Genomic DNA, 13,637 nt, shown 5'->3' with positions numbered 1-13,637 from the left:
TTCTATAATAGATATACTTTATATAATAGTATATTATACCAAATTTTATCTTTTTTTGATAGTTATTTATCACATCCCCTTACCTGTCGCGATGAATTACAAATTAGCATATCATGTATTATTTAAAATTACCTATATATTGTTTTTTATTACTTCTTCAAAATAATGTATCATGATATAATAAGTTTGGTCACAATTACTTAACCAAAGGAGTCTTCACCATGTTAAATTTTGCCCATCGAGGGTTTAGTGGTTCTTATCCTGAAAACACCATGCTTGCATTCAAAAAAGCGTTATCTGCTGGTGCCGATGGAATCGAATTAGATGTCCAATTAACAAAAGACGGTTTTCCGGTAATTATACACGATGAACGAATTGATCGTACCACGAACAAAACTGGTTTTGTTCGTGATTTTACTTTAACGGAATTACAACAGCTAAATGCTGCCGCCTCGTATCCCAATATGCCCCCAGTAGCTATTCCTACGTTACAAGAATACTTAGAATGGGTACAGCAAACACATTTAATTACCAACATCGAATTAAAAAATGGTGTATTCGATTATCCTCATATAGAAGAAAAAGTAAATGCATTAATACAAACATTTCAAATCCAAGACAAAGTAATTATTTCTAGCTTTAATCACCATAGCATACTACGTATGAAAAAAATTGCTCCAACCTTAGTATATGGGTTATTAACAGAATCATGGTTAATTGCCCCTGGTAAATATACCAAGGATTTAGGCATCTCCTGCTATCATCCGTTTTACGAAAGCCTGACTGACGATACTATTATCGAATTAAAAAGTCATGGCATTCGCATAAATACATTTACAGTGAATGACGAAACGGCAATCCGCACGTTATTAAAAAAAGGTGTAGATTGTGTCATCACTAATTATCCCGACCTAGTGCGTCGGATCATTCAAGGAGGCTAATGTTTATGGATGCTTTAGAACAAACGATTGTCTTAATCAATTCTTATTTATGGGGCAAATGGCTAGTCTATGTTCTGCTCTGCTTAGGTATCCTGTATACCATCGCAAACGGATTTATTCAAATTCGTTATTTTCCATTTATCATAAAAAAGACATTGATTCATTCGTTTAAATCTCGGCACGAAGACAAAGGCAATGGTTCTATTTCCACCTTTAAAGCAATGATGGTAACACTTGCAGGAAATGTAGGTGGAGGAAATGTAGTTGGTGTTGCTACAGCAATTGTATCAGGCGGTATGGGTGCTGTATTTTGGATGTGGTTCGCCGCATTTTTCGGAATGGCTTTAAAATATGGTGAAATTGTCCTTTCTCAAATTCATCGCGGAAAAGACTCGGAAGGAAATATTTTAAGTGGTCCCATGTATTATATTCGTGACGGCTTAAAACTTCCCTGGTTAGGTGTGGTTATCGCTATTTTAATGTGTATAAAAATGATGGGTGCAAATTTAGTACAATCCAATACCATCTCTGGTATTTTACAATCAAATTATGGTATTTCTACTTTCGGTACTGGTGTCGTTTTAATTATTTGCTTACTCTCCATTACACTAGGTGGACTAAAACGCTTAGCCAATATTGCCATGAATTTAGTTCCTATCATGTCCGTGTTTTATGTCGTAATCGGCTTACTTGTTATCATCATCAACTTCCAAGCCGTTCCTCATATTTTTGCTGAAATTTTTGAACAAGCTTGGTCCTTTAAAGCCGCGGCTGGTGGGACAGGCGGATATGTCATATTCACGGCCATGCAATATGGGATTACTCGCGGGATGTACTCAAATGAAGCTGGTGAAGGCACCGCACCTTTTGCTCATGGTAGTTCAATTGTTCCTCATCCTGTCGATGAAGGAATCACAGGCGTTACAGAAGTATTTGTAGATACAATTATTATTTGTACTATTACCGCTTTAGTTATCGGTGTTACAGGTATGAATTTAACTGACAATTCCGCAACCGTAATGGCCTTAAATTCTTTTGGCACCATTTGGGGCCCGTTAAAACACGCAGGAACCTTAGCCTTACTTATCTTTTGTTTCACTACTCTCATGGGACAATGGTGGAATGCCGCAAAAAGTTTCACTTATGCATTTGGTCCCGCTGTAACGGATAAAATAAAATATATTTTCCCCTTTTTATGCATCATTGGTGCAACTGCCAAAATCAATTTAGTTTGGAGCATCCAAGATTTAGCAATGGGATTAGTAATTATTCCTAACATGATAGCGCTCTTCATTTTATTCCCTGTTGTGCGGAAAAAAACAAAAGAATATTTTAGTAATCCCAAATATTATAACCGAACAGAACAATAGCATATATTAATCAGCTAATAAAAAGGCGGTATGAGTTCCCATACTCATACCGCCTTTTTATTAGCACCTCTTTTCTCTTATGTAAAAAAGTGTTTTGACAATTATTTCTATTTTTGTGTATACTTATAATAAAAAATAAAGGAGAAAAAATATGTTAACAGAAAGACCTACTCGTTGTATCCCCATGAAAATCATTTGGATAACCTTAGGTTGCCTTTGCCTTATTTTGGGCACAATCGGAATTGTATTGCCCGTCTTACCCACAGTTCCATTTTATATGTTGACCGGATTCTGCTTTGCTCGTAGTTCGCCCAAACTACTAAACTGGTTTTATCAAACCAAACTATATCACAATTATTTAGAAACATTTATCCAAAAACGAACGAGCACATGGAAAACAAAATGCACAATTGTAGGTAGCGTTACCATACTCATGTGTATAGGTGCATTTTTTATGCGAAATATGATATTGGCAATGATTTTATTAGGCCTTGTCTGGATTGCCCATGTTGTTTATTTTTTCTTTATATTAAAAACAGAACCAACGAACCATACATTATAAAAAGCTCTAAAGATCCTCTCTTTAGAGCTTTTTTCTTTTCTATTACGCTTTTAATTTTTCCAAAGTATTCATCAAAATCCGTGTCAACGAAGCAATCGAATCTAATTCCACCCATTCATTCGGACTATGAATATCATGTGTAGCTGGTCCAATAGACACAATATCCAACTTATCATTCATCGCGTAAAAATATCCCGTTTCTAAGCCTCCATGAATCGCTTCAATTTGCGGTTCTTTTTTATTTTCATTCCGATACTCTTCCGCAATTAATGGCAATAACGTACTACCTTCTTTTCGGGTCCACGCAGGAGCGGGTGTTGCAATATCTACGTCAAATCCTGTTAATTCTGCAAATACCGGTAAAGTCATCGTTAAATCACGCACCCTAGCATCTGCTGAGCCTCTTGCAAAATAATGAATACCCAACACATTTTCCTTTACATGTATCGTCCCTATATTCGCGGATAAATCCGGTAATTTCGGCAAGATTTGATTCATAGCAAAGACGCCAAAATGCAATATATTCAACAATTGAACAACCGCTTTCGCATCGTTATCAGAAAAAACGCGAGATGGCACAGGCACTTCCGATACCACAAATGCAGCCCCCCGTTCTACGTCACCATAAATCAAGTCAAATTCAGACTTTGCTCGCATTACCACATCCTGTACGCGTGCTACATCAGCGGTCATAATGTTAATAACCGCACTAGCATCTGCGGGAATAGCATTAGCAGCTACACCACCTTCAATACTTGCCAAGCCATACCCAATCCCAGCCTGTTGCAAGTGCAATAATATACGAGCTAAGGCACTAATCGCATTTGCCTTGCCTTCGTTAATCGTTTCTCCTGAATGACCGCCTCTTAGTCCTTTAACCGTAATTTCTACCGCTTTGCTACTATGCGGTGCTTGCCACTGGAGGGTACGACGAAAATCAGTGTGCACACTCCCAGCGGAGCTAACGCAAATAATATTAATGTCTTCAGAATCACAATTAATGACATATTTGACATCCGCTACATACTTAGGATCCAAATGCGTAGCACCAGTCATTCCCACTTCTTCATCCACCGTAAAAATTAACCGCAAAGGCCCATGCGAAATATCTTGCTGTAATACATAAAAAATCATCGCTTCAGCCACGCCATCGTCTGCACCTAAACTCGTGCCATCTGCCCGTAATACATTTCCTTCTACAATTAATTTAATTTCACTTGTCTTCGGATTATAATCAACACCTGGCTTAGCCACACAAACCATATCCATATGCCCTTGCAATAATGTCAACGGCCAATTTTCACAACCTACCGTGGCTGGAACATTAGCGATGACATTATACACTTCATCTTGAACAACATCCTGAACCCCTAATTCATGTAATCTACTAACAATATAATCACTAATTTCCTTTTCATGATGAGATGGGCGCGGATGTTTAGCTAACCCTGCAAACTCTTTTAAAAAACCCGTAATAATTTCATCATTTTTTAACATCTATCTTTCCTCCTTACATCTAACATGAAATAAACATCAACGGTTTATTTTAATACCATTTTGATATACTATTATATTAGTATACCATAAAGTAGGATATATATGTATGTTAAAAATCACAAAAGATAACATTATTTTTTATAAATTCACTTTTCCTCATCCCTAATTACTAAATCACCGACAAACACTCTTCTAAAACGGAATATCTTCCTGCATTTTACGCATTAGAAATATTTTATCTCTCCTAAACGCCATAGTATACGCTAACTTTCTTTTTTCTCACACACAAGTATACGATATTTCTACATTACTTTTTTAAATACATCCCCTCTTTTTTTTTGCAACCAAGATTTTCTATTTTTTTCTATTTAATAATTTATAATAATTTATAAAATTTTTACATGACTTTATTATTAAAGTGGTGTATACTAAGTGTGTGCAAATGTATTTTATGGTGAGATGCATAAAATTAAAAATGCATAATTTTACTATTATTAAGGAGGTTTTACTGTATGGCATCACCCGGAAAAGTGACTGTCAATTATCCGTCTTTGCCGGAATTAACAGTCCGTGGTATGCTGTTAGGTGTTTTAATTACAATCATCTTTACAGCATCAAATGTATACCTAGGTTTAAAAGTAGGTCTAACCTTTTCATCCTCTATACCTGCCGCTGTTATTTCAATGGCAATTTTGAGAATGTTCAAAAACTCAAATGTACTTGAAAATAACATGGTTCAAACCCAAGCATCCGCTGCAGGTACATTATCAGCTATTATTTTTATTCTTCCTGGTTTATTAATGATTGGATATTGGCAAGGGTTCCCATTCTGGGAAACATTATTACTCTGTGCTTGTGGTGGATCCTTAGGCGTACTCTTCACCATTCCGCTGCGTCGTGCAATGGTAGTAAATAGTGATTTACCTTATCCTGAAGGTTTAGCCGCTGCAGAAATTTTAAAAGTTGGCAGTGAAAAACATGACGATGAACCCGCAAACACAAAAAATAAATCTACTGGGATGAAAGATATCGTAGGCGGTGCCGCCTTATCTGGTCTGTTTAGCCTATGTTCCAATGGTTTTCATGTACTTTCTTCCGAATTCAGTTATTGGATTTCTTTAGGAAAAACAGCCACAACGCAATTACCTTTAGGTTTCTCCATGGCCTTACTCGGTGCTGGATATTTAATAGGAATTGCTAGTGGGGCAGCTATTTTAGTCGGTATGATTTTAGCTTGGGCAATTTTTGTTCCTTATTTAACAAGTATTTTCACGCCCGATCAAGGTATGGCAGCCGCTGAATTTGCTAGCACTATTTGGGCCCATAAAGTCCGCTTTATCGGGGCTGGATGTATTGGTATCGCTGCCATTTGGACACTAATTTGCCTCGCTAAACCAGTTGTCGAAGGCGTGCGTGCATCATTACAAGCATTACGCACCAATGATACCGATGAAAAGAAAGCCTTACATCATACTGATTTAGATATGTCTCCTAAATCCATTGGTCTCGTTTTCTTAGCAATTATTATTGGACTCGCCATTGCATTTTTCTCTTTTGTAAATGCATTCCAATTACCTCCAAGCGTAACATTTATCTATATTGTAGTTGGCATCTTAGTTGCTGTATTGATGGGCTTTTTCGTTGCGGCAGCATGTGGTTACATGGCAGGATTAATTGGTACTTCCGCAAGTCCTATTTCAGGTATCGGTATTTTAGGAATTATCGTATCTTCGCTCGTTGTATTCGGTTTAAGTACATCTTTTCATGTATTTGATCTGCCTGGCGGATCGCAATTTGCAACGGCATTAGCTATTTTTATTACAAGTGTCATTGTAAGTATTGCTGCTATTTCAAACGATAATTTACAAGACTTAAAGACAGGCTACGTCGTAGGTGCAACCCCCTGGAAACAACAGGTTGCCTTAATTTTAGGCTCTATTGTTGGTGCTTTTGCCATCGCACCTGTATTAAACCTCTTATACCAAGCCTATGGCTTTACGGGTGCATTACCTCGTGCCAGTATGGATCCGTCACAAGCATTAGCTGCTCCTCAAGCAACATTAATGACTACAATTGCCCAAGGTATATTTAGTTCAACCTTGGAATGGAACTATATCATCTTTGGTATTATTGTAGGTATCATCGCAATTATTGTCGATCAATTATTAAAACACAATACAAAATCACTAATGTTACCACCACTAGCCGTAGGTATGGGAATTTACTTGCCTCCCACCTTAGAAATTCCGCTAGTAATCGGTTCTATCATTGGTTATATCGTACATCGTTCCTTAAAGGCAAGAGCTGCAAAACGTAGTCCTGGGCACGAAGAAGAAGATGTAGAATCATGCACCCATCGTGGCGTATTATTTGCTTCCGGTCTAATTGTAGGTGAAAGTATTATTGGCGTTATTATCGCTTTCATCATCGTTATTTCTGTATCATCTGGTGGTAGTGAAAACCCCTTAGCATTAGTGGGAAAAGGCTTTGGAAATACAGCTGAAATATTAGGGCTTATTGCCTTTATTATTTCAATTATTATCTTTGTTCGCCATATCTTCTCAACCCCTTTTACACCAAATGATAAATAAAACAAGAAACACAAAAAGCCAAGAGGAATTTATAATCCTCTTGGCTTTTTAATTATATCAAACTACCCCATTATATATTATCAAAATCAGTAATTATCCTTATCTTCTGTATTCTAATCTTGACAACAATTATATGACTGATATAATAAAAATATACAAAGAACGTGAAGCCGTACGAAGGGGTACACCACCTTGGGTGTAATAACTTTCGTGCGGTCTATTTTATATAAAGGAGGTTTTATATGATTACAATAAATGGAACAACAATCCCTGAAAAAGAAATTTCTTTACTAACCTATTTAAAAGAACACAACTTACGTCCAGAACGTATCGCCATTGAACGCAACGGATTCATTGTTCCACGTAAAACGTATGAAAATGTAACATTCGTCGATGGTGATTCCATTGAAATCGTCCATTTTGTCGGAGGTGGCTGATCCTCCTAATCATTTATTTATTTTATAAAAAAGGAGCCGTATCATGAATACAAACGATACTTTATCATTAGGTGGGCATGAATTTACCTCTCGCTTCATTTTAGGTTCAGGAAAATATTCTGTGAATTTAATTGAAGCAGCAGTCCAAGAAGCAGGTGCCCAAATTGTAACCATGGCATTACGTCGAGCTGAAGCAGGAGCAAAAGATAACATTCTCGATTTTATTCCCAAAGAAACCACCCTTTTACCCAATACCTCTGGTGCAAGAAATGCCGAAGAAGCCGTTAGAATTGCTCATCTTTCCCGCGAACTTGGCTGTGGTGATTTTATTAAAATTGAAATTATGAAAGATTCCAAATACCTTTTACCGGACAATGTAGAAACCGTAAAAGCAACAGAACAACTAGCTAAAGAAAATTTTGTGGTATTACCTTATGTAACCCCTGATTTATATATTGCCCGTGATTTAGTAAATGCAGGTGCTGCTGCAGTTATGCCTTTAGCTGCTCCTATCGGTACAAATAAAGGCTTATGCAGCAAAGATTTTATACAAATTCTTATTGATGAGATCGATCTTCCCATCATTGTCGATGCCGGAATTGGGCGTCCATCCCAAGCATGTGAAGCAATGGAAATGGGGGCTGCTGCAGTTATGGCAAATACCGCACTAGCTACAGCTGGAAATTTAAACCAAATGGCACGAGCATTTAAACTTGCTATTCAAGCTGGTAGAAATGCCTATCTATCTGGCTTAGGACAAGTCCGTGAAACGGCTTCTGCATCCGATCCGTTGACAGGCTTTTTAGGCGACTAAGGAGGTCATAGTCATGCCAATCAAACGAACTGATCATATGAAATATTTACCCCAAATGGAAGTTTTAGAATCTACTATGTTGGATGATGTATTATCCTATCATTCTGCGTTTAATGATGCCGACTTTACCGAAAAAGATGTCCGAGCGGCACTACAAAAAACACATTTACAACCAAGAGACTTTATGGCACTGCTTTCCACGGCGGCTCTCCCCTTTTTAGAAGAAATGGCTCAAAAAGCACATGCTGTAACCCGTCGTCATTTTGGCAATAGCATTTCTATCTTTACCCCTATTTATTTTGCCAATTATTGTGAAAATCTTTGTATCTATTGCGGATTCAACTCCCATAATAAAATTAAACGGGCCCGCTTAAGTGATGAAGAATTACATAGAGAATGCCAAAATATTGCCAACGAAGGCTTTGAAGAAGTACTAATGCTAACTGGAGAAAGTCCCCATCTATCCGATGTAAAATATATCGGTAATGCCGTAAAAATTGCACGCCAATACTTTCGCCAAGTAGGATTAGAAATCTATCCAGTAAACACAAATGACTATAAGTATTTGCACGAATGTGGCGTTGACTATGTAACAGTCTTTCAAGAAACATATAATTCTGATAAATATGAAACATTGCACTTAGCTGGCAATAAACGTATTTTTCCTTATCGCTTCTACGCTCAAGAAAGAGCTATATTAGGTGGTATGCGTGGTGTTGGCTTTGCCGCTCTATTAGGGTTAGATGACTACCAAAAAGACGCATTAGCCACAGGCATACATGCTTGGCTAATGCAAAAAAAATATCCTTATGCAGAAATTTCTTTATCCTGTCCTCGTCTCCGTCCTATTATTAACAATGACAAAATAAACCCCAAGGACGTAGATGAACGAAAATTAACACAAATATTGTGTGCATATCGATTGTTTCTCCCCTTTGCCTCCATCGTAGTATCAAGTCGTGAAAATGCACATTATCGCAATAATATCGTCAAAATAATGGCAACGAAACTATCTGCTGGTGTTTGTGTCGGTATTGGTGGACACTTAGAAAAAAACCATAAAGAAGTAGGCGATGAACAGTTTGAAATTTCAGACAATCGTTCTTTTGAAGAAATATATACGACCATAAAAAAATTAGGTCTACAACCGGTAACTAGTGAATACATTTATGTATAATTCCATAAGTATACCAAAACCCCCATCATAGTCATTCATTATGATAGGGGTTTTTTTATCATCTCCACTGCTCGCTATATTCTTGTACGAAAATGTAATAAATGAATTTTTTTTATTACATTTCATAAATTTATTTTACGCATAATTATTGACGTATATATGTTAATAATGTATAGTAATAACTAGAACATTTATACTTTTATGATTCAAGGTGATATATTGTGTTAAAAATACTAGCAATAACCAATCATGCCCTAGTTTCTACTAATTATTGGGATCGACTGGAAAAGATTGTTGCTTCTCCAATTGACTCTATAATTTTGCGTGAAAAGACCTTGTCAGAAGATGACTATGCCGAATATGCTCAACGACTATTGAAAATTTGTAATATTCATGATAAAACATGTATTTTACATAACTTTGGCAAAGTAGCCGTTCGCTTGCATATTCCTCGTTTTCAATGTTCCCTCTCTTATTTAGAGAGTCATTCATCATTATTATATTACATGACTAACTTAGGTGTTTCTGTTCATACAGTTGCAGAAGCTAAGCGTGCTGAAGAATTAGGAGCAACATATATTATGGCTAGTCATGTTTTTCCTACCAGTTGTAAAAAAGATATGCCACCTATTGGCGTTGATACTGTGCGAGAAATCTGTCAAGCCGTGTCTATTCCAGTATATGCCTTAGGAGGTATTAATTTAGAAACAATCACGCAATTACGTGATGTTCCCATTACTGGTGTGGCTCTCATGTCTAGTCTACTGACATGTAAAAATCCATCTACGTATGTAGAAGCTTTAAAATCAAACCTATAAAAAATACCAGGTACATATGTACCTGGTATTTTTTATAGGTAGATCCACAAAAAAGACCTTTCATTTATATCATTTCCTGTAATCTACACGTAATAATATACGCATCTTCCCCTATAAATTCTTGTATATACGTATTATTCTGTTGACTAGACAAAGGTGCCAACATCTGCTTTCCTTTCAGCTTTTCATACAATAAATTGCTTAAACGACTAAATAATATATCTCGTCCATTCAATTCTTGTACAATCATACAAAATTCATTAAATAGGTGCTTATCATCCACATCATATTGGAATAACAACTCCCATTTCTGAATAAATAAGGTTTCTGTCAATCCCGTCTTTTGTAGAATTAACGATTTCTGTTTTCCTAACACTAGTAAAAGACAAGATAAATAGGCTTTTACTACATAAGGAATTTCTTTTTTTACGGAAGAAAAATACAAACGATGCTGCCAAAATCCTGTCGCTTTCCATTTTTGCTGTGCTAAAAATTTATGAATGCTATCATTAGCCGAGACAGCACACATCATAAAAAACCGCTTTTCATTATCCGACTGACTATACTGTTTCACTTGCTGTAAACAAGTCTTAACAAAAAATCGACAAATTTCTGTATGATTTTCCCTTTGTAATCGTCTTAATAAATCACCATAATATTGCATACGCTCACCTATTTACGACTAAACGCCTTTCTCTTGCTCATGTTGAGCTGCAATATTAAATAGCGGGTCTCCTTTCGTGTTATACAAATGAATTTTTCGTTCAAAAAAATGCCGTCCATATATAATCAAACACAATACAATACCTACGCCTAAGGCCATAGCTGCACCTCGCGATACTAAAACACCGCCAATAATACCTGCTACCCCTAGATCATTAAACGTTTTTGCACGCAACACGCCAACTCGTACCGCTACATATCCTTGAATAAGCATCGTCAATGCTAAGGCAATAGGCAACACAGGTTTAACAAAGCTAACAATTGGCGATAGCCAATAACCGGTAAATGTGCCTAATCTAAAAGAAGCAACACCACCAATTAAACTATCCATAGCTTCACGTCCATGCTTATACCGTTCACAAATAACCACTTGCATCGCTGCCCATAAAGGACCACACATGGATAAATCTGGGCCAGCTAAAGCCATAACCATATTTCTAGCACCCACAATAACATTATTACGATTGGCATCAAAATGAATATTTTCATCCCCATGTCTAAACTCTCTTGCTTCATCAATTAAAGCATCCGCTTGAATGAGTTCACCAAACAACACCACATAAGTAGCAATAACCAACGGTGCGGCCGAAATAAAATAATCTAAAGATGGAAAACCAATGCGTTCGGCAAAAGGGCTCCATTGCGTGAATACCTCTATAAAATGCGGATGTGTAAATCCCCATTCTATCGATGGCCACGGCAATTCTCCCACTAAAGGAGCAATAATAACGGCTAATACCATCGCTGGCAATAACCCTAAATCAGAAATCAAACGAAATATGCGATTTTTATTCATAATTCCTTTAAAATGATTGCTAAAGGAACAGTAAAAAGCAAAACCTACCGCTACGGCAATAGTCAAGGGATATTTATCAAAACTTCCTCCCGTATTGAATACTAAGCGAACCGCTGCAATACCCGCTCCAATTAAAATGCCTGATTTTAAAGCATCTGGAACTAAATCAACCACACGTTTTGCTAAACCTGTAGCACCTAAGAAAAAAGTCAAAATCCCTAATTCAAATTCAAAGGCGATAAGTGCATGCATCCGATCGGCCGTTTCATGTGAAAAACCTGACAGCCACAATAGTAACAATGGTATAGCCGGTGTGATCCAACCAGGTACAACAGGATCACCCAAATGGGCGTGCCATGTATACAAAAAACCATTCATAATAACAATCGTAATAGCTATTTCAAAGGGCATCCCTAAATATTCTTGTAATACAGGAATAATCCCTAAACAAACCGCACATAACAATAGTCCTTGAACATAATCAGGCCATTCAAACCGATAATGTATAAATGGTAACCGAAATACTAAATTAAATATAGGTAACTTAATACCTGGTTGAATCTCCCCTGCTTTTCGTGCAAACATAGGTCCAAACATAATTATTCCTCCTTTACAACCCAAACCGTGCGTTAAATTCCTCTTCTAACGATGCTCTAAAATCAGGATGAGCTATCGCAATTAATGCCTTTGCTCTTTGCCGTAACGTTTTTCCATGTAATGCAGCAATCCCAAATTCCGTCACAATATAGTCCACATCATTACGTGAAGTAGTAACCGCAGCCCCACGATCAAGTAAGGGCACTATTTTTGATATTTTTTTAGTTTTACCCGTTGTCGATGGCATTGCAATAATCGCTTTGCCCCCTTTAGCTCTTGCTGCACCCCGAACAAAGTCAACTTGTCCGCCTACGCCACTAAATTGACGCAATCCAATCATTTCAGCATTTACTTGCCCCATCAGGTCTACTTGCATCGCTGAATTAATCGAAATAATGTTGTCAATTTGAGAGATTACAAAGGGATCATTCGTATAATCTACGGGTCTGATAATAACATCAGGATTATGATCAATAAAGTTATATAACTTTTTCGTACCCATTAAAAAACAAGAAAGGAATTTTCCTGGATCTAAACTTTTTTTGCGATTCGTAATAACTCCTTTTTCCGCTAGATCAACAACCCCATCCGAAAACATTTCCGAATGAATACCTAAATCTTTTTTATCGCCTAAGAAGGATAATACCGCATCGGGAATCGCACCAATCCCTAGTTGAAGTGTATCTCCATCTTGAATAAGCGAAGCTACATGTTCACCAATACGCTGTTCAATTTCCCCTATTTTAGGTGGCGGTAATTCAATAATCGGCTCATCTTTAATAACCAAATAATCTAAGTCATCTAAATGAATACCATTGCCATAGGTATAAGGCATATTCTTATTAATTTGAGCGATTTTTAATGTAGCTACACTTGCAGCAGCTTGCGTATAATCAACAGAAATCCCCAAAGAACAAATGCCATTTTCATCCGGTTCACTTACTTGTAACATAACTACATCAACGGGAATCGTACCATCTGTAAATAACCGCGGTGCTTCATGAAAAAAGCAAGGCGTATAATCAGCTCGCCCCGATTCTACCGCTTCCCGTGTAGTCGCCCCTACAAATAACGCATTATGCCGAAAATGGCCTTCCATTTCAGGCAAGCAATATTTCGCCGCACCCATCGCTACCATATGAATAATTTCTACGTCTTTCAATCGGTCAGCTTGTTTAACCAATGCCTCCGTTAACACCTGAGATTCTCCACAAGCGTGAGAAAAAACAATTTTATCTCCAGATTTAACATGACTTACCGCTTCTGCAGGAGATACTATTTTTCCTGCATATTTTTCTTTCCAATCCTGCACAT

The 13,637-nt window shown here is 37.1% G+C and carries 12 protein-coding genes; 8 read left to right on the top strand and 4 right to left on the bottom strand.

Features of this window, described 5'->3' with window-relative positions; translation table 11 throughout:
* The first annotated feature begins 221 nt into the window (after positions 1-221).
* From HMPREF3182_RS02150 to HMPREF3182_RS02140, 3 genes are all read left to right on the top strand, one after another.
* A complete protein-coding gene (locus HMPREF3182_RS02150; RefSeq protein WP_062485268.1) occupies positions 222-941 on the top strand; it encodes a glycerophosphodiester phosphodiesterase in 720 nt (239 codons plus the stop codon).
* A gap of 5 nt (positions 942-946) precedes the next feature.
* Positions 947-2,311, top strand: coding sequence for an alanine/glycine:cation symporter family protein (locus tag HMPREF3182_RS02145; protein ID WP_007392459.1), 1,365 nt, complete (start codon positions 947-949; stop codon positions 2,309-2,311).
* A gap of 151 nt (positions 2,312-2,462) precedes the next feature.
* Positions 2,463-2,873 carry a YbaN family protein gene (locus HMPREF3182_RS02140; protein ID WP_007393249.1) on the top strand — a complete coding sequence of 137 codons (411 nt, stop codon included), beginning with the start codon at positions 2,463-2,465 and terminating at the stop codon, positions 2,871-2,873.
* 42 nt (positions 2,874-2,915) lie between these two features.
* Here HMPREF3182_RS02140 and pepD read toward each other — a convergent pair whose 3' ends face one another.
* On the bottom strand, positions 2,916-4,370 hold the full coding sequence (pepD, locus tag HMPREF3182_RS02135) for a beta-Ala-His dipeptidase (protein ID WP_007393254.1): 1,455 nt from the start codon (positions 4,368-4,370) through the stop codon (positions 2,916-2,918).
* Positions 4,371-4,882: 512 nt separating this feature from the next.
* Between pepD and HMPREF3182_RS02130 the strand changes: the two genes are divergently transcribed.
* The 5 genes from HMPREF3182_RS02130 to HMPREF3182_RS02110 all read left to right on the top strand — a co-directional run bounded on the left by HMPREF3182_RS02130 (position 4,883) and on the right by HMPREF3182_RS02110 (position 10,207).
* Positions 4,883-6,961 carry an OPT family oligopeptide transporter gene (locus HMPREF3182_RS02130; protein ID WP_062485266.1) on the top strand — a complete coding sequence of 693 codons (2,079 nt, stop codon included), beginning with the start codon at positions 4,883-4,885 and terminating at the stop codon, positions 6,959-6,961.
* A gap of 242 nt (positions 6,962-7,203) precedes the next feature.
* Positions 7,204-7,398, top strand: a complete 195-nt coding sequence (gene thiS / locus HMPREF3182_RS02125; RefSeq protein WP_007393252.1) for a sulfur carrier protein ThiS — start codon at positions 7,204-7,206, stop codon at positions 7,396-7,398.
* A gap of 43 nt (positions 7,399-7,441) precedes the next feature.
* Positions 7,442-8,212: a thiazole synthase gene (locus HMPREF3182_RS02120; protein ID WP_062485264.1), complete on the top strand. Its 771-nt coding sequence runs from the start codon at positions 7,442-7,444 to the stop codon at positions 8,210-8,212.
* Positions 8,213-8,225: 13 nt separating this feature from the next.
* Positions 8,226-9,389 (top strand): 2-iminoacetate synthase ThiH, encoded by a 1,164-nt coding sequence (thiH, locus tag HMPREF3182_RS02115; RefSeq protein WP_062485262.1) that lies wholly within the window; start codon positions 8,226-8,228, stop codon positions 9,387-9,389.
* A gap of 221 nt (positions 9,390-9,610) precedes the next feature.
* Positions 9,611-10,207, top strand: a complete 597-nt coding sequence (locus tag HMPREF3182_RS02110; protein ID WP_007393251.1) for a thiamine phosphate synthase — start codon at positions 9,611-9,613, stop codon at positions 10,205-10,207.
* A 64-nt stretch (positions 10,208-10,271) separates the two neighbouring features.
* Here HMPREF3182_RS02110 and HMPREF3182_RS02105 read toward each other — a convergent pair whose 3' ends face one another.
* From HMPREF3182_RS02105 to HMPREF3182_RS02095, 3 genes are read right to left on the bottom strand one after another with little or no spacing between them, the layout of a single operon-like run.
* Positions 10,272-10,871, bottom strand: a complete 600-nt coding sequence (locus HMPREF3182_RS02105) for a hypothetical protein (protein ID WP_062485260.1) — start codon at positions 10,869-10,871, stop codon at positions 10,272-10,274.
* Positions 10,872-10,889: 18 nt separating this feature from the next.
* Entirely contained in the window at positions 10,890-12,323 is a 1,434-nt protein-coding gene (locus HMPREF3182_RS02100) for a hypothetical protein (RefSeq protein ID WP_007392690.1), read from the bottom strand.
* A 13-nt stretch (positions 12,324-12,336) separates the two neighbouring features.
* Positions 12,337-13,635 (bottom strand): acetyl-CoA hydrolase/transferase family protein, encoded by a 1,299-nt coding sequence (locus tag HMPREF3182_RS02095; RefSeq protein ID WP_007392686.1) that lies wholly within the window; start codon positions 13,633-13,635, stop codon positions 12,337-12,339.
* Positions 13,636-13,637 lie beyond the last annotated feature (2 nt).

Origin of the sequence: Megasphaera hutchinsoni, assembly GCF_001553405.1 — a bacterium.
GTDB classification, from domain to species: domain Bacteria; phylum Bacillota; class Negativicutes; order Veillonellales; family Megasphaeraceae; genus Megasphaera; species Megasphaera hutchinsoni.
The sequence above is the reverse complement of the archived record's forward strand: the minus strand, read 5'-3'. Positions and strand labels throughout refer to the sequence as shown.